Here is a 22,419-nt window from a genome sequence, read left to right on the forward strand (position 1 = left end):
GCACTCTATTCGGCAGCTAGGGGCAGTCGCGGCCTGTCGTCGTTGTCTGCCAACTCCGGCTCGGCCGCCTGCTCAGCGTCGCCGGCCTTCTTGCGCTCCCGGCCGAAGAACAAGGCGTAGCCTGCCGGAAGGACAAGAATGGTCAGCACCGTAGCGACGAGAATGCCGCCCATCATCGCATAAGCGAGCGGACCCCAGAAGACGCCGCGCGAAATCGGGATCAGCGCCAGGACCGCGGTCAGCGCCGTCAGCATGATCGGCCGGAAGCGGCGGACTGCCGAGCCGATGATGGCCTCCGAGCGCTCCATGCCGGCCGCGATATCCTGGTCGATCTGATCGACCAGGATGATCGAGTTGCGCATGATGATGCCAAGCAGCGCGATCACGCCGAGGATGGCGACGAAACCAAACGGCGCGCCACTGATCAAAAGTGCTGCGGCTGCACCGATGATGCCGAGCGGACCGGTCGCCAGCACCAGCATCGCCTTGCCGAAGTGCTGCAGCTGGATCATCAGCAGTACGACGATGACGGCCAGCATGATTGGAGCTTTTGCAGCAATCGAGGCCTGGCTCTCGGCCGAATCCTCGGCGCCGCCCTGAATCTCGATGTTGTAGCCGGGTGCGAGGCCGTCGCGCAGGCCTTGCATCTCGCTGTACATCTTCATCACGACATCGTTCGACTGCACGCCGTCCGGCAGCGTGGCACGCACGCTGATGGTCGGCAGGCGGTCGCGCCGCCATTCGACGCCTTGCTCCAGCACGGGAACGACCTTGGCAACCTGGGATAGCGGCACGAAGCCACCGAAATCCGTCGGGATAGAAACGGAGTCGACCGCCGACAGCAGGTGACGGCTCGCTTCCGGTTCGCGAGCGACGATCGAAACGGTCTCCTCGCCGTCGCGGAAATCATCGAGCGGCGCTCCCGACATGGTTGCCTGCAACATCTGGCGGATGCGTTGCGAGGAGACGCCGAGCGCACGGGCGCGATCCTGGTCGATCACCAGCTTCATCTCCGGCACCGGCTCCAGCCAGTCGTCGTGGACGGCGCCGAGCAGCGGATTTGCCTGGAACTTCGCCTTCACCTCGTCGGCGATGCGGCGCACCTCCTGGCGATCCGGTCCCATGACTCGCATCTGCACCGGCCAGCCGGTGGGCGGTCCGAGGAACAGGCGGTCGACCTTGGCACGGATCGACGGAAAATCCTCGGCCAGAATGGTGCGCAGCTTGACGATCAGCCGTTCGCGGGCCGGTTCGTCATTGGCCATCACCAGAAGCTGGGCGAAGTTCGGATTGCGAAGCTGCTGGTCGAGCGGCAGGAAGAAGCGCGGCGCGCCCTCGCCGATATAGGTGGCGATGAAGCGCTTGTCCTTGTCGTCCATCATCCTGGTTTCAAGCGCCTTGGCCTGCGTCTCGACTTCCTTGATGCTGGTGCCTTCCGGCAGCCAGAGGTCGACAAGGATTTCCGGACGCGACGACTGCGGGAAGAAATTCTGCGGGATGAACTGGAACGCCCAAAGGCTGGTTGCGAAGGTCACCAACGTCATGACCAGCACGATGATGCGGTGGCGCACGGACCAGCTGACGGTGGCGCGTAGCCGGCGATAGAAGCGCGTGTCGAAGACGTCGTGATGGTTGCCGGCGTGTTTTCGCTGCTTGAGGATCATGTTACCGAGCCACGGCGTGAAATAGACCGCCACGAACCAGGACACGACCAGCGCGATGCCGACGACATAGAACAGCGTGCGCACATATTCACCGGCGGTCGAGGCGGCGAAGCCGACCGGGATGAAGCCGGCAGTGGTGATCAGCGTGCCGGTCAGCATCGGGAAGGCCGTGGAGGTATAGGCGAAGCTCGCCGCCTCGACCTTGACCAGTCCCTCCTCGAGCTTTCGTTCCATCATTTCGACGACGATCATCGCGTCGTCGACGAGCAGGCCGAGCGCGATGATCAGCGCGCCGAGCGAAATGCGCTGCAGATCGATGCCGATCTCGTACATGATGGCGAAGGTAGCGGCCAGGACGAGCGGAATGGTGATCGCGATCACCAGGCCCGAGCGCCAGCCGATCGTCAGGAACGAGACGACAAGCACGATCAGCAGCGCCTCGCCAAGCGCCTTCATGAACTCACCCACCGCTTCCCGCACGACTTCCGGCTGGTCGGCGATCTGATCGACCGCAACGCCGTAAGGCAGCGCCTCTTCGAAGCGGTGATAGGTCGCCTCGACGTCCTTGCCGACATCGGTGACATTGAAGCCCTTGGCCATGACGACACCGACCTGGACGCTGTCGTGGCCGTTGAAGCGGTATTTGCGCTGATAGGGATCCTCGAGGCCCGAGGTCACGGTGGCGATGTCGCCCAGGCGCGTCACCTGGTTGCCGGCGCGCAAGCGAAGTTCGCGGATGTCGGCAGCCTTGGTTACGTCGCCCTCGACCGAAATGCGCACCGAGTTCGTGCCGGTATCGACCGAGCCCGCCGGATCGACATTGTTCTGGCCCTTGATCGCGTTCTGCAGGTCGGTCAGCGTCAGGCCACGCTCGGCAAGCACCTTGGACGAAACGTCGATATAGAGTTTTTCCGGCTGATCGCCGATGATCACGGCCTTCTCGACGCCGGGCGTCGTCAGCAGCATGTCACGCGCCTGGATGGCCAATTTCTTCAGCTCGGGATAGGTGTAGCCGTCGCCGCTGATCGAATGCAAAGTGATGAAAGTGTCGCCGAACTCATCGTTGAAGTAGGGCCCAAGCAGCCCCTGAGGCAACTCATTGGCGATATCGCCGACCTTCTTGCGAACCTGGTAGAAGGCATCCGCGACCTCAGCGGGATTGGTGTCGCCTTTCACCTGCAAGGTGATGATGGCGCTGCCGGCGCGCGTGTAGGAACGGACGAAATCGAGGTGCGGCGTTTCCTGCAGCTTGCGCTCGATCTTGTTGACGACCTGGTCCTCCATGTCCTGGATCGAGGCACCCGGCCAGACAGCCTGGACGACCATGACGCGGAAGGTGAAATCCGGGTCTTCCTTCTGGCCCATGCGCATCAGGCCGAGCGCACCGGCAACGATGATCAGGCCGAACAGGAACCGCGCAATGCTCGGATGCCCGATTGCCCAGCGCGAAAGGTTGAAGGGCCGCTTTTCATTGGTGTCGGTGGTCATAGCGCCAGTCCATTTGTCTGATCGTCAGCGCACGCTCGTGGCATGCCCACGGAACTTCTAATGCTGGCTTCCGGGCGGCGAGGCTTTCCGAGCGGAGAGACACTCATCGCTGTGGGACGCGAGGATCGATGTTGGGGGGTTACATCGATCCGACGTCTCGACAATCGGGCACCCTGCCGCCCGGAAACCATGAACCGCTTGACCTCGTGGCTTGCGCCGAGGCGAGGAAAAGCCGGTTTTATCTGCCAGCCGTCAGCGCAGGCGCTTGGCGGCGTTACCATCATCGTCCGCCGATGCGGACTGTTGCACCGCATCACCGGTCAGCTTGACCTTCAGATTTTCGGCCATGAATTGTGTGCCCGCCGCAACGACGACATCGCCGGGTTTCAAACCTTCGGCGACACGCACGCCGTCGGCGGTGAATTCGGCGACCTTGACCGGACGCGCGTGGACGGTCTCGCCGTTGCGGTCCACGGTCCAGACGATCTGCTGGCCATCCTTTTGCGCCAGCGCGCTCAACGGGATCGATACGCTTTGTGGGCGGTTGTTGGCCGCCGAAGCTTCGATGTTGGCGGTCATGCCGAGAAGCACGCGCGGATCGTTGGGCAGGCTGACGCGAACGGCAAAGGTACGCGACTGCTGATCGGCGCTGCCAGCGACTTCGCGGACCTTGCCGTCGAGCGTCAGCGCGTCGTCGGACCAGAAGCCTGCCTTGACTTCCTTGCCCGGTTTGAACTGGGCGATATCCATTTCCGGAACGGCGATCAGCACTTCCTTCTCGCCATCGACGGCAACGGTCACAACTGGCGTGCCGGACCCGACCACCTGACCGACATCGGCGGTGACTGCTGTGACAATGCCGTTCCTGTCGGACTTGAGGTCGGTGTAGAGGACCTGGTTTTTTGCCTGGTCAAGCGTTGAGCGGGCGGAGTTCCGGGTGGCGACCGCCTGGTCATAGCTGAGCGTCGCCTGTTCGAGCTGCGATTTCGATGCGAAGTTCTTGGCAAACAACTGTTCGGCGCGACGACGGGCAAGGCCTGTTGTCTCGACCTGCCGCTCGGCGGCCTCGAGGCTGGCCTCGGCGCTGTTGACCGAAAGGTCGTAGTCGGCGGGATCGATGCGGGCCAGAACGTCGCCCGGCTTCACGCGCTGGCCGATGTCGACCAGGCGCTCGGTGATCTTACCGTTGATGCGGAAGCCGAGATTCATCTCGGTGCGGGCGCGCACCGATCCGGAGTAGGAGAGCTCACGGGTATCGTTCGCCTTGGCGATCTCGACGACCTTGACCGGCCGGACGGTGTCCTTGACTTCCACTTTTTCCTGCGAGCAGCCGGCGAGCCCAAGCCCCGCGACGACGACCAGAGCCGGACCGACGGCCGACAGCCTGTTCATGATGGATTTGGACAAAGGCACTTGCGTACTCCCGAACTGGAGATGGAATTGTCGAGACCGGCGGTCGCCGCCGGTCATTTCTTCAAGGCCCTGATCGCAAACTCGATAAGCTCGTCCGGCATTGCCCGGTTCTCTTTGGCAAGGCACTGGGCGACCATCTGCGGGTGACAGAGGGTGATGATAGCTGCGCCGAAGCACCGCGAAGCGACTTCCGGGTCCTGCTCGGCAAACTCGCCGGCTGCGATCCCGTCGCTGATCACCTCCGCCACCAGGCTACGGATCCGGTCGATATGCTTCTCGATGACATGCCAATCGCGTTCGATGGCAACGACGACCATTTCGTGCACCTTCTCCTGGTCGAGCATGGTGTCGCGGGTCCACTGATAGTGCGTTTGCGCGTAGCAGCGAAGCTTTTCGCTGGCGGTTCCCGGACTATGGCAGGCGTCGTAGGTCAGTTGGTAGCAGGTGGCGAGCATGCGGCCGCAAACGGCCTGGTGGATCTCGACCTTCGAGGCGAAGAAACGGTAAATGTTAGCCGTCGACATGCCGAGTTCGCGCGCTATGTCAGCGACATTGGTCTTGCCGTAGCCGTAGTGGCGGAACAGTCGCTCTGCGCAATCGAGGATGCGCGCGACGTTCTCCTGCCGGACCAGGTCGGCCGTATCGAGGGTATCGTGCATCTTGTTTAGTTATCTCTTACGAATGACGAATTTTGAATTTCGTCACTCGTAATTCGAAATCGACTGGATGTCAACTGCGACAATATCGTCTTGGGCGATTGGTGACATCCGTTGACGCCAGTTGGGCGTGATCAGCGTTAATGAAGCCTGTTGCGGTCAGTGCACAGGCACCCCGCTATCGACGCGGTCCCCCACGCGGCTATGTATTGTCATCCAATGCCGCGGAAAAGGAGATCATGGGATGACCGTACTGCGCATCGTCACGAATATCGCGACAGACAGCATTCCGGATGTTCGGAAATTCTACTCCGACCTCTTCGGGCTCGATACCGTCATGGACCACGGGTGGCTCGTCACGCTGGCGTCCCGCGAAACAACCATCCCCCAGGTCAGCATCGCCAGCGAGGGCGGCTCAGGCACTCCCGTGCCCGATCTGTCGATCGAGGTCGACAATGTCGATGAGGTGTACCTTCGCGCCAACGAGATCGGTTGCAGAGTTGTCTATGATTTGACCGACGAACCGTGGGGCGTAAGGCGTTTCTTCATTGCCGATCCGACCGGCAAGCTGCTCAACGTACTCTCCCACCTTCGCTAGAAATTGTCTGAAATGTGAGACTTGCGACCTTTCGAGGTTCATTCATTCTGGAGCGTCGACGGCCGCTGGCTCAAAGCTGCGGCACAGACCCCTTCGCCATCTCCCTCAGCCTGAATTTCTGGATCTTGCCGGTCGAGGTCTTCGGGATTTCGGCGAAGAACACCGTCTTGGGGACCTTGAAACGGGCGAGCAGCGCGCGGCAGTGGTCGATGATCTCGGCCTCGGTCGCCGTCCTGCCCGGCTTCAGCTCGACATAGGCGACCGGCACCTCGCCCCATTTGTCGTCGGGCCTGGCGACGACGCCGCAGGAGGCGACGGCAGGGTGCTTGTAGAGCGCCTCCTCGACCTCGATCGAGGAGATGTTCTCGCCGCCGGAAATGATGATGTCCTTGGAGCGGTCCTTGAGCTGGATGTAGCCGTCGGGATGCATAACACCGAGGTCACCCGAGTGAAACCAGCCGCCGGCGAAGGCTTCGTCGCTCGCCTTGCGGTTCTTCAGATAGCCCTTCATGACGATGTTGCCGCGGAACATGACCTCGCCGATGGTCTCGCCGTCGGCCGGCGTCTCCGCCATCGTCTCGGGGTCCATCACCGTCAGATCTTCGAGCGCGGCATAGCGCACGCCTTGCCTGGCCTTACTGGCCGCCCTGAGACCCTTTTCGAGCCCATCCCACTCGCTATGCCATTCGTTGACAACGGCCGGGCCATAGGTCTCGGTCAGGCCATAGAGATGGGTCACGACGAAGCCGGCATCGGCCATGCCCGACAGCACCGCTTCCGGCGGCGGTGCTGCGGCGGTGTTGAAGGTGACCGTCTGCGGGAATTGCCGCTTGTCCTCTTCCCTGGCATTGATCAGCACCGACATCACCACCGGTGCGCCGCACAGATGGGTGACACCGTGATCGGCGATGGCATCGTAGACGGGCTTCGGCCGCACCCAGCGCAAGCAGACATGGGTGCCGATCTGCACGGCCAGCGTCCACGGAAAGCACCAGCCATTGCAGTGGAACATCGGCAGCGTCCACAGATAGACCGCATGCTTGCCCATGCCGGCGTGGATGGTGTTGGCGTAGGCCATCAGTGCTGCGCCGCGATGGTGGTAGACGACACCCTTCGGATTGCCTGTCGTGCCGGAAGTGTAGTTGAGCGCAATGGCGTCCCACTCGTCGTCGGGCATCGACCAGGCGAAGTCCTCGTCGCCACCCGCGACAAAATCCTCATAGTCGAGCGTGCCGATCCGCTGGCCCTTGGGATAGGGGGCATCGGCCGCGTATTCGGGATCGTCATAGTCGATAACCAGCGGTTTTACCTTAGCCAGCGCCAGCGCGTCGCCGACGACATTTGCGAATTCGCGATCGGCAATCAGCACCTTGGTTTCGGCGTGGTCGAGTTGGAAGGCGATGACCGCGGCATCGAGGCGGGTGTTGAGCGAATGCAGCACCGCCTTGGTCATCGGCACGCCGAAATGCGCTTCCAGCATCGGCGGTGTGTTGGACAGCATGACGGTGACGGTGTCGCCCTTGCCGATGCCGCGCTTGGCGAGCGCCGAGGCAAGCTTCAGCGATCGCCGCCAGAAATCGCGATAGGTCGTGCGCTGGCGGCCATGGATGATCGCCACATGGTCGGGAAAGGTCTTTGCCGCCCGCTCGAGGTAGCTGAGCGGTGTCAGCGGCTGGTGATTGGCTGGATTCCTGTCGAGATCCTGTTCGTAGGGATTGGCCATCCCGTCCTCCCCATTTTTTCGAACGCTTCTAGCCTCGGCCACTGGCGAGCAAGGTCGCTTCAGCTACTCCTGACGCCCATGCCCTTCATTCTCTGACCACAAACTATCGATATCGCGATGCCCTTCGATGATGTTCGCCACCTCGAAACAATCTCCATTATAACGGAAGAAAATGACGTATCCCCGGAAAGCGAAACTCCGGATGTCCGGCCGGAGATCGGGACGAGCACGACCGATCGTCGCCTGCAAACTCGCCAGATCACGGCATTTCTGGCGCAGAGCACCCACAAAACGGCGGCCAAGCACCACGCTGCCGCTTTCCCGAGTGATGTATTCAAAGATATTGATCAAATCTGTCTGAACCGACGGCAACATGCGCAGCCGTGGCACTCCTAGAAGCCTTCCTTTGCGAGTTGCTCAGCCTTGGCTTCCAAGGCAGCATCAATATCTTGCTCAGTCGCTTCGCCGTCATCAGCAAGCGATTTGTCCAGCATGGCGCGTAGCGCCTTCAGCTTTTCCTCGCGTTCCTCGACCAGGCGCAGGCCCTCGCGCACGACTTCGCTGGCAGAGCCGTAGCGGCCGCGCTTCACAATGTTGGACACAAACGTCTCCCAGCGGTCTCCCAATGATACGTTCATTCTCGAACCTCCTGTTTGGTGGCATATGGTACAGTAGTAACAAGAAATGCGCAATTATTGACATTAAGAGTAGTTTTTGGATTCCTGCGCCCCGGCCTCTCCTCGCCTTTCGTTATGCGAAGTGCGTCAGCATAGCGGTTACCCTGCTTGTGAAGAGACGGCAGTATGTGTCCATCTGTTTGACTTTTGTCGAGAGCCATGAATAATGTCAGCGAGGAGATGGCATGGCGATCCGACCGGCAGAACAGCTTATTCACAAGGCCGCCTGGCTCTACTATGCCCACGGCCTGCGCCAGGACCAGGTGGCGAGCCAGCTCAAAATTTCCCGAGCCTCGGTAGCCATGTATCTGCGCAAGGCGCGCGAGACCGGCATCGTCAATATCTCGACTTCGACCCAGCTTTTCACCGACGACGTCCTGGCGCGCAAGCTCGAAGACGCGTTGAAGCTCGACGCCGTCTGGATCGCACCGGAAAACGGCCATGTCGCCGATCCTTCGACCGACATTGCTGTGCTGGCAGCGAGCGTCTTTCTCGAACTGGTCAAGAAAGGCGACCGTATTGGCGTCGCCTGGGGGCGGACCGTTTACACGATCGCCGACGTCATGTCCTATGCCGATCTGCAGGATGTCACGGTGGTGCAGCTCTGCGGCAATCTCGGAGCCCCCTATTCCTACCGTCCCGACCAATGCACCATGGAAATCGCGCGCCGGCTCAACGCACAGGGGCTCAACTTCTACGCGCCGCTGGTGCTGACGACGGAAGAACTGGCACGCGGCCTGCGCGCCGAGCCGGTGATCCGCGAGCAATTGTCGGGTATCAGTCAATGCGACCTGGCGCTTTACTCGGTCGGCACAGTCGACGCCGACAGCCATGTCGTCAAATGCGGCGCGCTGACGACAAGCGAAATGGACGTGCTGCGGCGGGCCGGCGCTGCCGGCGTTATCGCCGGCCAGATCATCGACGGTCAAGGCAAGGCGCTCGACTGCAGCTACAACCGAAGGGTCATTTCGGCAGAGCTGTCATCGCTGCGCAAGATTGAAAAGCGCCTCGTGGTGGTGCAGGAGGACAGCAAGTTCGGACCGCTGGTGGCGGCGATCGCGGGTGGGCTGTGCACGCATCTGGTGGTCGGCGCCCGGATGGCGCGACGGCTGCTCGACCATGCCGGATCGGCAGCGGAGAAGGTCGCCTAGATTAAGCAAAACTCCGCCGCGGGCGCATTGTCATCAAAGCGTCGCGGCGTTCCTGTTCACAACAAAAAGAGAAATCGGACGAAGCGAACATGATGAACCTGTGGAATGACGGCGAGGCGGAGAAGCTGGTTGCCGACTATGCAAAAAAGGGCGTCAGTCGCGACCTGGCGCTGCGCGTCTATACGACCAGGCTTCTGGGTGGCGAACCGCGGCTTGTGCTGCATGGCGGCGGCAACACTTCCTGCAAGACAAAGGCCACCGATCTCGTCGGCGACGAATGGGACGTGCTCTGCGTCAAGGGCAGCGGCTGGGACATGGGCGTCATCGAGCCGCAAGGCCTGCCGGCGGTCAAGCTTGGCGCCCTGCTTAAGGCGCGGTCGCTCAAAAAACTCCCCGACGAGGACATGGTCGCCCTGCAGCGGGTGAACCTCATCGACCCGTCTTCGCCCAACCCTTCGGTCGAGACGCTGCTGCACGCCTTCCTGCCGCACAAATTCGTCGACCACACGCACTCGACCGCCGTTCTGGCCATCGTCGACCAGGACGACAGCGAGGCGTTGAGCAAGAAAGTCTTCGGCAACAAGATGGGATTCGTGCCCTACATTATGCCGGGCTTCGACCTGGCGAAGGCGGCGGCCGATGTCTTCGACGCCAACCCTGATGTCGAAGGCCTGATCCTCGACAAGCACGGCATTTTCACCTTCGGCGACGATGCCAAACAGGCCTACGATCGGATGATCCATTATGTGACCGTCGCCGAGGATTTCATCGCCAGCCACGGCAAGCCGCGCACCGAAAAGGCGGACTTGCCGGCCAGGCTGGCGAAGCCTGCGGACATTGCGCCGATGCTGCGCGGCGCAGTGGCGGTAGCGCGCGGCGAAGGCCGCTTCGACCGCATGATCAGCGACTTCCGCACCTCGGACGCGATCGTCGATTTCATCAATTCGGCCAGGATTGCCGACTATGCCGGGCGCGGCGTATCGACACCCGACCTGTCGATCCGCATCAAGACCGGACCGATGGCGCTGCCGGCACCCGACGCGGACAAGATCGGCGACTACAAGTCCGTCATCGGCCAACATGTCGAGCAATTTGCCAAGGATTATCGCGCCTACTTCGAAACCAACGACGCGCTCGACGATGTGAAGCGCACGATGCTCGACCAGATGCCGCGCCTGACGCTGGTGCCGGGTCTCGGCATGTTTGGCCATGGCCGCACGCTGAAGGACGCGAAGATCGCCTCCGACGTCGGTGAAATGTGGATCGAGGCGGTGCGTGGAGCCGAAGCGGTCGGCGATTTCCGGCCGCTCTCCAAAGCCGATCTGTTTCCGCTCGAATACTGGTCGCTGGAACAGGCCAAGCTCGCCTCCAACAAGCCGAAGCCGCTGACCGGCCAGGTCGTGCTGGTCACCGGCGGCGCCGGCGCGATCGGTGCCGCCACGGCAAAGCTGTTCGCCGACAACGGCGCCCATGCCGTCGTCGTCGATCTCGACGCGGCAAGGGCGGCGGAAGCGGCAAAGAGAGCGGGCAACAGTTCGATCGGGATCGGCGCCGACATCACCGATCCGGCGCAGATGCGCGCTGCGTTCGACAGAGCGGTCGCCATCTATGGCGGCCTCGACATTCTCGTCTCGAATGCCGGTGCGGCGTGGGAAGGCAGGATCGGCGAGCTCGACGACGCCACTTTGCGCAAGAGCTTCGAACTCAACTTCTTCGCCCACCAGTCGGCGGCGCAGAATGCGGTGCGCATCATGCTCGAACAGGGCACCGGCGGCGTGCTTCTATTCAACACCTCCAAGCAGGCAATCAATCCGGGCCCGAAGTTCGGCGCCTATGGCGTGCCGAAGGCGGCGACGCTGTTCCTGTCCAGGCAATATGCCCTGGACTATGGCGCGCATGGGATCCGCTCGAATGCCGTCAACGCCGACCGCATCCGTTCCGGGCTTTTGACCGACGCCATGATCGCCAGCCGCTCGGGCGCGCGCGGCGTATCGGAAAAGGAATACATGTCGGGCAATCTGCTCGGGCAGGAAGTGACGGCCGAGGACGTGGCCCAGGCCTTCCTGCATCACGCGCTGGCCGAGCGGACCACCGCCGACGTGACGACGGTGGACGGCGGCAACATCGCGGCGGCGCTGAGGTAAGGATCAACCAACTTGCCAAATTGGTATTTTGTAGCTACATTGTGGCTCACACTAGGGAGTCACAACATGGCAACGGATACTGTAGTCCGCGCTCGGATCGATGCGGCGACAAAGGATCAGGCAACAGAGGCCCTGGCGGCAATGGGATTGTCCGTTTCCGACGCCATCCGCCTACTTCTTGTCCGCGTCGCCGCCGACAAGGAATTTCCCTTTCCGGTGAAAGTGCCGAACGCAACCACCCGAAAGGCTATGGTCGAATTGGAGCAGGGCAAGGGCAAGCGTTTCGCCTCGGCCGAGGAGTTGTTCAAGGATTTGGGAATCTGATGTGCTGACGCCCGTTCGCTCCGGGCAATTTCGTCGCGACGTGAAACGTGCGGAGAAGCGGGGCAAGGACCTTGGGAAATTGCGCGAACTGCTAGGCCTCCTACTCGCCGGGAATGAACTACCGGCGAGCTACAAGGACCACTCGCTGAAGGGCGACTGGAAAGGCTATCGTGACGCTCACATAGAACCAGATTGGCTCTTGATCTATCGTGTTGCCGGTGACGAGCTCCAGCTTGCTCGCACCGGCTCACATTCCGATCTGTTCAACGAGTAGAGCCAGGCGATGCTATCAGCACCCTCGCTGTGAAGACAAAGCCGCCCGCAGCAAGCTTGCTGCAAGCGGCTAGGTTCAAGTGTTGAGGGCTTTGTCTCGAAGCTACTTCGCGTTCGGGTTCGGCATCCAGGCCGGCATCGCGACATCGGCATGGGCGAACTGCGGCAGCTTGGCCGAGAGGTCTTCCATGTTCTTGATGTCCTTGTCGATCAGATCCTTCTGGGTGATCAGCGTCGGCGGCACGATGACGTTATGGCCGGGGTCTTCGCCGGCCAAAAGCTGCGCCAGCGCGCGCACCGAAACCTGGCCGACGACGGCCGGATTGGTCGCCGCGGTTGCCGCCCAGGCGCTGTCGGGCTCGCGCATCGCGGCAATGTCGGACGTCGAGATGTCGGCCGAATAGATCTTGATGTCCTTGCTCAAGCCGGCCTCGTCGACAGCGATCTTCACGCCCTTGGCGAATTCGTCATAGGGCGCGAACATCACTTTGATGTCGGGGTTGGCCGACAGCACCGAACGAGCCTGGTTGGCGACGGAATTGGCGATCGGATTGTCGAGCGTGCCGAACATCGCCGCCTCGTTGATCCCAGCATATTTCTTCTTGAAGTCGACCCAGGTCTCGTTGCGGCGGTCGAGCGGCGCGATGCCGGCGACGTAGACATAGCCGGCCTTCCAGCTCTCGCCATTGTCCTTGATCGCCTGTTCGAGGGCGAGGCGGGCGAGATCGCGGTCCGACTGCTCGATCTGCGGGATTTTGGGGTTTTCGACATTGACGTCGAACGCGACCACCTTGATGCCGGCATCGACCGCGCGCTGGGCGGCTTCCTTCATCGATTCCGTCAGGCCGTGCTGGATGATGATACCCTGGACGCCGAGCGCGATGGCCTGGTCGACCATGTCTGCCTGAAGGGCGGCATCCTGACGGCTGTCGAGGACGCGCAGATCGACGCCAAGCGCCTTGGCCTGCGCTTCGACACCGGAAAGGTAGGCCTGGAAGAAGTCGCCGGTCGAGAGATAGCGGACCAGCGCGATCTTGACGGCGCCGGGCTTGTCGAAAGGCGCCGGCTTGTCCTGCGCCATCGCCGGCGTCTGCATCAGCAGCGCGGCGCCGGCAAGCCCAAGCGCTGCCTTGCCCAAAAGTCTTCTTGTGATCTTCATGTTGTTTCCTCCACTTGTTGAACTCAAATTTCAGCCGATCGAAATCCTACCCCTTGCCCCTGCCGGAAAGGGCGAAGGTGAAGACAAGGGCGACCACGAGAACCACGCCCTTGATGAAATCCTGCGTGTAGTAGGGCGCGTTCATCATCGTCAGGCCCTGCAGCAGCACGCCGACAAACACCGCACCGACGGCCGTGCCGAAGGCGTTCGGCTTGGCGGCCCCGAGAACCGCGTAGCCTATGAGCGCCGCAGCCACTGCGTCGAGCAGGAGATTATTACCCGAGGCGATGTCGCCACGTCCAAGCCGGGCGGCAAGCAAAATGCCACCGATCGAAGCAAAAACTCCTGAAATAACGTAAGCCCAGATTTTGTATGCCTTGACAGGCGCGCCGGCGAGCTCGGCAGCCCGTTCGTTGCTGCCGACCGCATACATCATGCGGCCGAAACGGGTGTATTCGAGAAAGAACCAGATCAGCGCTGCAAGCACGAGCAGGACCACCACCGAAACCGGGATGAGGTTCGGGATGAAGAAATCGAAGCGGTGGCGGCCCAGTGCCAGGAATGCGGCGCTGAACGTGCCGTTGGCGACCGAGCCGTCGGGCATCGTCATGCCGGTGGCGATCGAGCGGCCCTCGGTCGGAATGCGCTGCAAGCCGACGAGGAGGAACATCATGCCGAGCGTCGCCAGAAGGTCCGGCACGCGCATATAGACGATCAGCCAGCCATTGATGAGGCCGACGATGACGCCGATCGCGAGACAGGCGATGACCGCGACGACAGCGTTCTGCTCCAGCACCACCATGACATAGGCTGCCGCCATCATGGCGCTGGTGGCGACCGAGCCGATCGACAGGTCGAAGCCGCCGACGACCAGCGTGGCGGTGACGCCAAGCGCCAGCACGCCGGTGATGGCGACCGACTGGAAGATGAAGACGGCACTTTGCGGCGAGACAAAGCCATCGGCGGCGATGGCGAAATAGGCGATCAACCCGAACAGCAAAACGATGAAGCCATAGCGGATGGCATGGTCGCGCGCGGCTGCCATCTCAATCCAACCCGAACTCATACCCTCTCCATTCCAATTCTCACCATCCGGCCCTTTTCAGGCCGCGCTGTGCAACGGCCCGCCCGCCACTTCGGCCAGCAGGCGATCGAGGTCGATGTCGGCGTTGCGATGTTCGCCAACGATTGTCTGCTCCGACATCACCAGGATGCGATCGGCGGTCTCCAGCGCCTCGTCGAGTTCAGTGACGAACAGCAGCGTCGCACGGCCGCTCGCGCTCGCTCGCAGCTTGGCTGCGATATCGCGCCTGGCCGAAATGTCGACGCCCTGAAAAGGCTCGTCCAGAATAAACAGTTTTGCGGCCTGCGAAATCCAGCGGGCGACCATCACCTTCTGCTGATTGCCGCCGGAAAGGGCCGACATTTCGTCCTTCTCCGAGCGGCAGACGATGCCCAGCTCCTGGATCTGGCGACGGGCGGTGGCGCGCTCGATCCGGCGCTTGAGTACGCCGAGGCGCGACATCCGTTTGTGGAACGGCAGGCTGATGTTTTCCTGGATGTTGAAATCGCCGACGATCCCGCTCGTCGCGCGGTCCTTGGCGACGAGAAACACGCCGGCGGCGATCGCTTCGCCCGTCGATCCCGGCGCATAGAATTTGCCGTTCAGCATCATCGTGCCGGAGAGCGGCTTGCGCACGCCAAACAACGTCTCGGCGAGCGCGGTCTTGCCGACACCGACAAGGCCGGTGATGGCGACGACCTCGCCATCACCGAGCGTCAGCGAGATCGGCCTGGAACCTTCTGCAATCCGCAACCCGTCGATCGTCAGGACAGGCTTGGCCGAATTCCTGGCGACGATCCGGTCGAGGTGGATCTTGCGGCCGAGCATGGCGTTGACCGCGCCTTCATAATCGAGCGGCTTGCGGTCGAAAACACCTGAGACGACACCGTCGCGCATTGAGACGATACGATCGGCAAGCCGCCTGATGTCGGACATGCGGTGCGAGATGTAGAGGATCGCGACACCGTGCTCGCGAAGCCGGTCGAGCAGCGCGAAAAGCCGGTCTGCCTCGGCGCTGGACAGAGAGGAGGTCGGCTCGTCGAGGATCAGCACTTTCGGCTGATGCGCCATGGCGCGGGCAATCGCCACCATCTGTCGGTCGGCCAGCGAGAGATCGCTGATCCGGGCTTTTAGGTCGATGGCAAGACCCATGCGGTCGGCAACGGCTTTTGCCTCGCGACGCACCCGACCCGGATTGAACAGCGTTGGCGCGCCGCTGCCGCTCAGCCTGTCCAGCGTTAAGTTGGTGGCGACGTCAAGGTCGGCGACGACACCGTCATTGATGTTTTGATGAACGGTGACGACGCCGGCGCGGATCGCCTCGGCCGGGGTTTTCGGCGCGAACTCATGACCGGCGAGACTCATCATGCCGCCGCCGCGCTGGTAGACGCCGCTGACGATCTTGACGAGGGTGGATTTGCCAGCGCCGTTAGCGCCCATCAGCACGGTCACTTCGCCGGCATGCAATTCGAGCGAGACGCCGCCAAGCACCTCGATATGGCCGAAGGATTTCCTCAGGCCGTCCACGCGGAACACGGCATCATTGCCCATTCGTTCCTCCCTGGCCACGACGCTATGGGCTATATCGGCAATTGTCAACACGATTGACAATTGCCAGAGAGCTTCCTAGCTTGGACCAACCGCCATGGCTTCACTATGATGGGAGCACCTAAGCGGGAGGGTGAGGATGACTGGGAAATCGCCGTTCGAAGCACTGTCGGTCGAGACCTTGGCGGCACGGCTCGGCGCCAATGAGGCCCTGTGTTCGCGTATCGGCAAGGACACGGCCCGCTGGAAGGTCCGCGAGGTCGGCGACGGCAATCTGAACCTGGTCTTCATCGTTGAGGGCGCCACGGGTGCTGCCGTCGTCAAGCAGGCCCTGCCCTATGTCCGCCTCGTCGGCGACAGCTGGCCGCTGCCATTGAAGCGCTCCTTCTTCGAATATCACGCGCTGACGCGGCAAGAGGCGAGAGCGCCCGGTTCGGTGCCTGCCATCTATTACTTCGACGAGGGCCAAGCGCTGATCATCATGGAATATCTGTCGCCGCACATCATCCTGCGGCGCGCGCTGATCGAAGGCCGGCAACTGCCTGGTATCGCAAGAGACATCGGCCTGTTCATGGCCCGCACCCTGTTTCGTGGCTCCGACCTCTCGATGGCGACCAAGGATCGCAAGGCGGACCTGGCGCTGTTTGCCGACAATGTCGAGCTTTGCGACATCACCGAGAACCTGGTTTTCTCCGATCCCTATTTCGATGCCAAGTTGAATCGGCATACGAGCCCACAACTCGACCGCATCGTCGCCGAGTTGCGCGCCGATCGCGATCTCAAGGTCGAGGCGCAGCGGCTGAAGCATATCTTCGCGGCCAATGCGGAGACACTGCTGCACGGCGACCTGCATTCCGGCTCGATCATGGTCACCGACTCCGAAACGCGAATGATCGATCCCGAATTCGCCTTCTACGGGCCGATCGCCTTCGACGTCGGCATGCTGCTTGCCAATTTCTGGATGGCGTTCTTCTCGCAGCGCGGCCATGAGCAGAGCGGAAAGCGCGACGCTATGCGCGCCTATCTGCTCGATGTGACGGTCGAGACATGGTCGGTGTTCCGCAGCGAGTTCTCGCATCTGTGGCGAACCGAGCGCACCGGCATGCTCTACCAGAAGAGCCTGTTCGAGGATCAGGGCGACAGGCTCGGCGCCGAACAGGCGCTCGATCACATGCTGCAACAGGTCTGGACCGACATGCTGGGCTTTGCCGGCGTCGAGGTGCACCGGCGCATACTGGGCCTTGCGCACAATGCGGACTTCGAGACCATTGCCGACGCCGATCTTCGCGCCACATGTGAGGCAAAGGCGCTGAAATTCGGCCGTCACATCGCCGTCAACCGGCGCCAGATTCACAGCATCGACGAGGTCAACACGCTGGCCACGCTGATCGAACAGGAGAACAGGATTTGAACGTCGGCGACCGCCATTATCGCACCATCTGGCTGAGCGACGACGGACGTTCGGTGGAGATCATCGACCAGCGCTGGCTGCCGCATGATTTCCGCGTGGAGAAAGTCGGCACCGTTGCCGGCATCGCAACGGCGATCCGCGACATGTGGGTGCGCGGCGCGCCGCTGATCGGCGTCACATCAGCCTATGGCGTCGCCATGCAGATGGCCGACGACCCTTCCGATGCAGCACTCGACGGCGTCTGGGAGATCTTGCACGAAACGCGCCCGACCGCGATCAATCTGCGCTGGGCGCTCGATGAAATGCGAGGTTTCTTGCGACCCCTGCCAGCCGAACAACGTGCCCAGGCCGCCTACCAGCGCGCAGGCGAAATCGCCGACGAGGATGTCGGCCTCAACCGCGCCATCGGCGTCAACGGACTTGAAATCATCAAGGAAATCGCGGCGCGCAAGCAGCCTGGCGAACCGGTCAACATCCTGACCCACTGCAATGCCGGCTGGCTGGCCACCGTCGACTATGGCACCGCCACGGCGCCGATCTATCTGGCAACGGAAGCGGGCATTCCCGTTCACGTCTATGTCGACGAAACGCGCCCACGCAACCAGGGCGCCCAGTTGACGGCATGGGAGATGGCCGGCCACGGCGTGCCGCATACGCTGATCGTCGACAATGCCGGCGGCCATCTGATGCAGCGCGGCCAGATCGACATGGTTATCGTCGGCACCGATCGCACCACCGCCGACGGCGATGTCTGCAACAAGATCGGCACCTATCTGAAGGCGCTGGCCGCGGCCGACAACGACGTGCCGTTCTATGTCGCGCTGCCCTCGCCGACCATCGACTGGACGGTGGGCGACGGGCTGGCCGAAATCCCGATCGAACAGCGCTCCAGCGACGAGGTCTCGCTGGTTTGGGGCAAGACCGTAAATGGCGAGCTTGCGCAGGTCCGCATCTCGCCGGAGACGACGCCCGCGGCGAACCCGGCCTTCGACGTGACGCCGGCGCGGCTGGTCACCGGACTGATCACCGAACGCGGCGTCGCCAAAGCGTCGCGCGAAGGCTTGAAGGCGATGTTTCCCGAACGCGGTTAGGTAGTTCCGCGAGGACGCGGGTTCGGCACGGTCGTAGTTCGGAAATCGCGGCTCTGTGCGATCTCCAGCGAGCTTACGAAATGCAGTGAGCGCTGCAGGGCGCTGCGAATGGTGGCGATATCGACAGGGGTATTTCGCCGCTGCGGATCATGGCGCTGTGGGCGCTCCAGTCGCAATGGCAGTTCGATGCTGACCGGCAGCGTCGCGGGAAGGATTGCCCAGTACGGGCCATAGCCAACCGAGCCGTCACCGACGGCACAGAATGCCCACCCGGCCCCGGTGCTGACAATATCCTTCAGATGAGCATGACCGACCGTGTCGATGGCGGCCGCGATATCTTGCGCCGGCTGCAGTGTCTCGCCGCTATAGGTGAAGACGTTTCCGGCGTCGTGGTTCAGGCGTACATGCCGTGATCCGATTTCGCGGATGAAGCTTGCCCCAAGTTGAGCGCTGCCGAGCAAGTCACCATGGCCATGTCCGGGGTTTTCAAGCGCCAGAACGATATTGGCTCGTTCCAGCCTCGGCAAAACGACATCGATCGTTCTGCGGATAATCGCCCGGTTCATCATTGGGCCTGCATTGGTAATCAGGAAGGATGCGCCGAGACCGCCAGCGAAGGCGATCCGTCGGGACAACGCATCCACCGCATCAGGCCCCGACAGGTCGAGATGAGCCGACACGGCGTTGATCCGAAGCCCGGCATTCCCTGCCGTCCGGCGCAGCTTCACCGCCTTTGTGCCGGTAAACATGCCTTCATCGAAATCGACATAACCGCGAATGAAGGCCGGCTCGACATGATGGGCGCCGGCCGCCGCTATTTCCGCGATGGCCAACTCCATGGAATAACCGTCGAAAAGTGCGGTCGAAACCGATATGATGCGCGACGTCGAAGGCAGCGCTCAGGCCCCCTTGCCGTAGACGATCAGTTCGGAGGCTTCCTTCACCTTGGCCGGCGACAGCGCCTCGCGCCAGTCGTCGCGGACCACGACGCCCTTGGCGAACCGCATCAGGCGCAGTGCAGCATCGGACGGTACTTTCGGAGAGAAGCCGAACCACATGGCGATCTCGACGTTCAGATGACCAATCAGAAAATCAAGGGCAGCCTGTCTGGGAATGCCGTATTTGCGCTCGCATTCCGAGACAGCCTCGACCATGGTGTCGACGAATGGCATGGCAACCATTTCCGACAGACCGGGCTCAAGGATCGCCAGCTGTTCGACGGTCACGCGGTGGCTTTCGATGATCGGCGACCACATCGCTTTGCACACTTCTTCACCAAGCGCGTAGTGCTCTTCCGGGCCTTGCATCAGGGCGCAGACGATCGATTGCCTAGCGATGCCGCCATGATAGTCGCGGCGAGCCGCCCACTCCGTCTCGTCGTTGAACAAGGGCGGATGACAGGGATGGCCGACAAAATAGGTCAGATCCGGCCGATCCTTCGGCAGGTCGCCGGCGTATGGTGCCGCGGCATCGAGAATGAGAAGCATGGTGCCTTTCGCTAGCATCGGCGAAATCTGCCGCGCCACCTGGCCAATGATATTGTCCGGCAGAGCCATCACCACGACCTTGGCGCCGGGAATGCCCTCTTCCATGGCGACAGCGTGGATGTTGGCCTCCGCCAAGCGTAAGCGGCCCGCATCGCCGACCTCTACGGCGCGGACATCGTAGCCCGCTTCGATCAGCTTGCGAGACACGCGGAAGCCCATCTTCCCGCCTGCTCCAAGCAACGCTACGGATATTGTCATTTCCTTCTCTCCCATTTGTCTTGATGAAGCGCCGATGGCGCAGATTTAACCGAACGCTTGCAGCGCGGCTTCAAGCTCTGGATGTGTGGCGGCATAATCATGCGCGGGAATGCCTGCCGCCGCGGCATCAAAAGCATCGTGGAGGCTTTGGACACCCGCGGCCGGTCCACCTGGATGCGCCATGATGCCGCCGCCGCAGCAATAGATGAAATCGTTTGAGCCAAGCCTCCTGTAAGTCTCTGCCGCTTGCACCGCCGTCTGTCCGGACGAAAACACCGGCATCGCTATATCGGGGCGGTCCGCCCGCTCGAACATCGGCGTCAGGCAGGCATGAGCCGAGGCCATCACCGACTCGTCCTGCTCACAGAATTTGTTGGACAGTCCATTGACATGCATGTGGTCGATGCCGGCCAGCCGCCAGAACTTCTGATAGGCGAGATAGGTCATGCCCACGTCGGGGGAACGGCCAAAGAGGCCCCAGCCGGCACGATGACCGTGCAGCGAAACGGCGGAATGACGGCGCACCTCGATGACGCCCGACAGGCCAACGGAATTCAGGACAAGCATGGCGCAGGTCCCGCCACGACGCTCGATCAGATCCAGCTGACGACGCATGGCATCGAAATCTCCGGAAATATTGGCCGCATACATAACCTTGCGGCCCGTTCTGTCGGCGTGCCTGTCTATCACCGCCATGACCGCTTCAAACCGGTATTCGAACGGCGAATGCGGTGGATCGCCCATGAGCTCGTCGTCCTTGATAAAATCGAGGCCCGCGGCAATCAGCGTGTCGGCAAGGGCCGCCGTTGCCTCCGGCGAGAGGCCAATACTCGGCTTGACGATCGTGCCGATCAGCGGACGCCGTTCGATACCTGTCAGGCGACGTGTTCCCGCGACAGCGAAAGCCGGTCCTGGATAGGCATCGGCAAAGACATCGGGAAAAGCGACGTCCAGCAGCCTCATGGCCGAAAAATGGTGCAATTCAAACAGGTTGCCGAGAACCGTCGACCATACCGAAGCAAGAACGGTGCCTGTATTTTCAATGTTCCAGGAAAGCCCGATCTTTGCCCGGCGAAGCTTGGCGTCACCGAGCGTTTTCGGCGAACGCGAAAACGGCAATGCCTCCGTCTCGACCTCTGCGATATCCTTGATGAATTCGACGCGGGCTCCAAACCTCTGCAGAAGCTCCGGCGTCTCTCCCGGAACGGTCCGGAACGTTCCACTCGATTGCTCGCCCGCCATTGCAGCTGCAGCCACCTCCAGCGGGTAGCGGGTTTCGATCAGATAGGCGGCAGAGATTCGACCCGTCAATGCACGCGTCCCGGCTGCAATAACACTCATGGCGACGAGCGTTAGCACCAAAAAGACATTATGTCATCATATGACTTTTTCCGGCAAAAAATTCCGCCAATCGGAATATTCAGCCGGCCCCGCCGCCGGCCAGTTTCGAATAGAGCTCATTGGCGCGACCAATATGCTCGGCCATGGCGGCGCTCGCGCCTTCGGCATCGCCGCTGGCGATCGCTTTGTAGATCCGTTCGTGCTCCTCGACCGTCAGACGCTCGGCACCTTTGACCGCCACAAGGTCCCGCTTGAATCGAGACAACCACTCAAGCATTCCCTTTGCCACCGCCGCTATCATCGAATTGCCGCTCATTTCGGCGATGACTTCATGGAATTGCATGTCGGCAGCAACAAATCGCGCCTGGTCGCCCTTTGCGTCATGCAAGTGACGCAAGGTCTCGGCAAGACGCTCCAGATTCTTGGCTGTGGCGCGCCGCGTGGCTATCCGGACAAGGCCGGTTTCCAGTAAGAGTCTGACTTCCTTGAGTTCTTCCAGGCCACGAGAGTTCGTCGCAAGCATCATCACCATTGCCGCGGAGACCTGATCGACGATCACCTCGGGCGTCGGGTTGATCACGCGGGCACGTTCTCCGTGGGAAATCTTGATAAGCCCCATCTGCTGCAGCGACAGCATTGCTTCCCGGATCGATGGCCGCCCCACGCCGATCATCGTCATCAGCTCTTTTTCCGAAGGCAATTGAGAACCAGGCGGAAACTCGGACGTCGAGATTGCCGCCATCAACCGGTCAAGCACCTCCACATACAACTTCTTCTTCTGGACCGGCTCCATCTGCCCCTCCATTCCGTGATCACTCTTCCCGGCATATCGATCCGAATCGCATCGACAAACAAGGCTTCTTTCGCCGGTTGACATTACATATATGATGACCTAACGTCCAGCCACGGGTCGGTGTCGATATATCGCCAGTCCGAGCGGCAACACGGTT

20 protein-coding genes are annotated in these 22,419 nt (G+C 61.7%); 7 read left to right on the top strand and 13 right to left on the bottom strand.

What is annotated here, in order from left to right:
* Positions 1-5: 5 nt before the first annotated feature.
* The 3 genes from ABID19_RS04870 to ABID19_RS04880 all read right to left on the bottom strand — a co-directional run bounded on the left by ABID19_RS04870 (position 6) and on the right by ABID19_RS04880 (position 5,224).
* Entirely contained in the window at positions 6-3,152 is a 3,147-nt protein-coding gene (locus ABID19_RS04870; protein WP_354488452.1) for an efflux RND transporter permease subunit, read from the bottom strand.
* 252 nt (positions 3,153-3,404) lie between these two features.
* Positions 3,405-4,565, bottom strand: coding sequence for an efflux RND transporter periplasmic adaptor subunit (locus ABID19_RS04875; RefSeq protein ID WP_354488453.1), 1,161 nt, complete (start codon positions 4,563-4,565; stop codon positions 3,405-3,407).
* A gap of 53 nt (positions 4,566-4,618) precedes the next feature.
* A complete protein-coding gene (locus tag ABID19_RS04880) occupies positions 4,619-5,224 on the bottom strand; it encodes a TetR family transcriptional regulator (RefSeq protein ID WP_354488455.1) in 606 nt (201 codons plus the stop codon).
* 241 nt (positions 5,225-5,465) lie between these two features.
* Between ABID19_RS04880 and ABID19_RS04885 the strand changes: the two genes are divergently transcribed.
* Positions 5,466-5,819 (top strand): VOC family protein, encoded by a 354-nt coding sequence (locus tag ABID19_RS04885; protein WP_354488457.1) that lies wholly within the window; start codon positions 5,466-5,468, stop codon positions 5,817-5,819.
* 70 nt (positions 5,820-5,889) lie between these two features.
* Here the strand turns inward: ABID19_RS04885 and ABID19_RS04890 are convergent, their stop codons facing one another.
* The 3 genes from ABID19_RS04890 to ABID19_RS04900 all read right to left on the bottom strand — a co-directional run bounded on the left by ABID19_RS04890 (position 5,890) and on the right by ABID19_RS04900 (position 8,180).
* Positions 5,890-7,542: an acyl-CoA synthetase gene (locus ABID19_RS04890; protein ID WP_354488459.1), complete on the bottom strand. Its 1,653-nt coding sequence runs from the start codon at positions 7,540-7,542 to the stop codon at positions 5,890-5,892.
* Between the two features lie 63 nt (positions 7,543-7,605).
* On the bottom strand, positions 7,606-7,932 hold the full coding sequence (locus ABID19_RS04895) for a type II toxin-antitoxin system RelE/ParE family toxin (protein WP_354488461.1): 327 nt from the start codon (positions 7,930-7,932) through the stop codon (positions 7,606-7,608).
* Between the two features lie 2 nt (positions 7,933-7,934).
* Positions 7,935-8,180: a type II toxin-antitoxin system ParD family antitoxin gene (locus ABID19_RS04900; RefSeq protein ID WP_354488463.1), complete on the bottom strand. Its 246-nt coding sequence runs from the start codon at positions 8,178-8,180 to the stop codon at positions 7,935-7,937.
* A 224-nt stretch (positions 8,181-8,404) separates the two neighbouring features.
* On the opposite strand from ABID19_RS04900, the gene ABID19_RS04905 reads away from it, so the two are divergent.
* The 4 genes from ABID19_RS04905 (at position 8,405) to ABID19_RS04920 (ending at position 12,112) form a co-directional block, all read left to right on the top strand.
* Positions 8,405-9,370 (top strand): sugar-binding transcriptional regulator, encoded by a 966-nt coding sequence (locus tag ABID19_RS04905; protein WP_354488464.1) that lies wholly within the window; start codon positions 8,405-8,407, stop codon positions 9,368-9,370.
* An 89-nt stretch (positions 9,371-9,459) separates the two neighbouring features.
* Entirely contained in the window at positions 9,460-11,514 is a 2,055-nt protein-coding gene (locus tag ABID19_RS04910) for a bifunctional aldolase/short-chain dehydrogenase (RefSeq protein ID WP_354488466.1), read from the top strand.
* A 66-nt stretch (positions 11,515-11,580) separates the two neighbouring features.
* Positions 11,581-11,838, top strand: a complete 258-nt coding sequence (locus tag ABID19_RS04915; protein WP_354488468.1) for a type II toxin-antitoxin system RelB/DinJ family antitoxin — start codon at positions 11,581-11,583, stop codon at positions 11,836-11,838.
* Position 11,839: 1 nt separating this feature from the next.
* A complete protein-coding gene (locus ABID19_RS04920) occupies positions 11,840-12,112 on the top strand; it encodes a type II toxin-antitoxin system RelE/ParE family toxin (protein ID WP_354488470.1) in 273 nt (90 codons plus the stop codon).
* A 102-nt stretch (positions 12,113-12,214) separates the two neighbouring features.
* Here ABID19_RS04920 and ABID19_RS04925 read toward each other — a convergent pair whose 3' ends face one another.
* Genes ABID19_RS04925 through ABID19_RS04935 form a run of 3 tightly spaced genes read right to left on the bottom strand, consistent with a single transcriptional unit; the run spans position 12,215 to position 15,884 of the window.
* A complete protein-coding gene (locus tag ABID19_RS04925; RefSeq protein ID WP_354488471.1) occupies positions 12,215-13,270 on the bottom strand; it encodes a substrate-binding domain-containing protein in 1,056 nt (351 codons plus the stop codon).
* Positions 13,271-13,316: 46 nt separating this feature from the next.
* Positions 13,317-14,336: an ABC transporter permease gene (locus ABID19_RS04930; protein WP_354488473.1), complete on the bottom strand. Its 1,020-nt coding sequence runs from the start codon at positions 14,334-14,336 to the stop codon at positions 13,317-13,319.
* Between the two features lie 36 nt (positions 14,337-14,372).
* On the bottom strand, positions 14,373-15,884 hold the full coding sequence (locus tag ABID19_RS04935) for a sugar ABC transporter ATP-binding protein (protein ID WP_354488474.1): 1,512 nt from the start codon (positions 15,882-15,884) through the stop codon (positions 14,373-14,375).
* 136 nt (positions 15,885-16,020) lie between these two features.
* Between ABID19_RS04935 and mtnK the strand changes: the two genes are divergently transcribed.
* A complete protein-coding gene (mtnK, locus tag ABID19_RS04940) occupies positions 16,021-17,292 on the top strand; it encodes an S-methyl-5-thioribose kinase (protein ID WP_354488476.1) in 1,272 nt (423 codons plus the stop codon).
* Positions 17,289-18,383 carry an S-methyl-5-thioribose-1-phosphate isomerase gene (gene mtnA, locus ABID19_RS04945; protein WP_354488478.1) on the top strand — a complete coding sequence of 365 codons (1,095 nt, stop codon included), beginning with the start codon at positions 17,289-17,291 and terminating at the stop codon, positions 18,381-18,383. Before mtnK ends, mtnA begins: the two co-directional genes overlap by 4 nt.
* On the opposite strand, the gene ABID19_RS04950 is transcribed toward mtnA, so the two are convergent.
* From ABID19_RS04950 to nanR, 4 genes are all read right to left on the bottom strand, one after another.
* On the bottom strand, positions 18,380-19,222 hold the full coding sequence (locus ABID19_RS04950; protein WP_354488480.1) for a sugar phosphate isomerase/epimerase family protein: 843 nt from the start codon (positions 19,220-19,222) through the stop codon (positions 18,380-18,382). The genes mtnA and ABID19_RS04950 overlap by 4 nt on opposite strands.
* Before the next feature lie 60 nt (positions 19,223-19,282).
* Positions 19,283-20,128: a phosphogluconate dehydrogenase C-terminal domain-containing protein gene (locus ABID19_RS04955; RefSeq protein WP_354488482.1), complete on the bottom strand. Its 846-nt coding sequence runs from the start codon at positions 20,126-20,128 to the stop codon at positions 19,283-19,285.
* Between the two features lie 45 nt (positions 20,129-20,173).
* Complete coding sequence (locus tag ABID19_RS04960; protein WP_354488484.1) at positions 20,174-21,439, bottom strand: ribulose-bisphosphate carboxylase large subunit family protein; 1,266 nt, start codon at positions 21,437-21,439, stop codon at positions 20,174-20,176.
* A 109-nt stretch (positions 21,440-21,548) separates the two neighbouring features.
* A complete protein-coding gene (nanR, locus tag ABID19_RS04965; RefSeq protein WP_354488485.1) occupies positions 21,549-22,262 on the bottom strand; it encodes a transcriptional regulator NanR in 714 nt (237 codons plus the stop codon).
* Positions 22,263-22,419: the final 157 nt, after the last annotated feature.

This window comes from Mesorhizobium robiniae (genome assembly GCF_040545535.1).
Lineage (GTDB): Bacteria > Pseudomonadota > Alphaproteobacteria > Rhizobiales > Rhizobiaceae > Mesorhizobium > Mesorhizobium robiniae.

Bases quoted from the DNA above. Each gene is read 5' to 3' on its own strand.
- ABID19_RS04870 (WP_354488452.1), bottom strand. From the start codon at position 3,152: ATGACCACCGACACCAATGAAAAGCGGCCCTTCAACCTTTCGCGCTGG.
- ABID19_RS04880 (WP_354488455.1), bottom strand. From the start codon at position 5,224: ATGCACGATACCCTCGATACGGCCGACCTGGTCCGGCAGGAGAACGTC.
- ABID19_RS04885 (WP_354488457.1), top strand. From the start codon at position 5,466: ATGACCGTACTGCGCATCGTCACGAATATCGCGACAGACAGCATTCCG.
- ABID19_RS04890 (WP_354488459.1), bottom strand. From the start codon at position 7,542: ATGGCCAATCCCTACGAACAGGATCTCGACAGGAATCCAGCCAATCAC.
- ABID19_RS04900 (WP_354488463.1), bottom strand. From the start codon at position 8,180: ATGAACGTATCATTGGGAGACCGCTGGGAGACGTTTGTGTCCAACATT.
- ABID19_RS04905 (WP_354488464.1), top strand. From the start codon at position 8,405: ATGGCGATCCGACCGGCAGAACAGCTTATTCACAAGGCCGCCTGGCTC.
- ABID19_RS04910 (WP_354488466.1), top strand. From the start codon at position 9,460: ATGATGAACCTGTGGAATGACGGCGAGGCGGAGAAGCTGGTTGCCGAC.
- ABID19_RS04915 (WP_354488468.1), top strand. From the start codon at position 11,581: ATGGCAACGGATACTGTAGTCCGCGCTCGGATCGATGCGGCGACAAAG.
- ABID19_RS04925 (WP_354488471.1), bottom strand. From the start codon at position 13,270: ATGAAGATCACAAGAAGACTTTTGGGCAAGGCAGCGCTTGGGCTTGCC.
- ABID19_RS04930 (WP_354488473.1), bottom strand. From the start codon at position 14,336: ATGAGTTCGGGTTGGATTGAGATGGCAGCCGCGCGCGACCATGCCATC.
- ABID19_RS04935 (WP_354488474.1), bottom strand. From the start codon at position 15,884: ATGGGCAATGATGCCGTGTTCCGCGTGGACGGCCTGAGGAAATCCTTC.
- mtnK (WP_354488476.1), top strand. From the start codon at position 16,021: ATGACTGGGAAATCGCCGTTCGAAGCACTGTCGGTCGAGACCTTGGCG.
- ABID19_RS04950 (WP_354488480.1), bottom strand. From the start codon at position 19,222: ATGGAGTTGGCCATCGCGGAAATAGCGGCGGCCGGCGCCCATCATGTC.
- ABID19_RS04955 (WP_354488482.1), bottom strand. From the start codon at position 20,128: ATGACAATATCCGTAGCGTTGCTTGGAGCAGGCGGGAAGATGGGCTTC.
- nanR (WP_354488485.1), bottom strand. From the start codon at position 22,262: ATGGAGCCGGTCCAGAAGAAGAAGTTGTATGTGGAGGTGCTTGACCGG.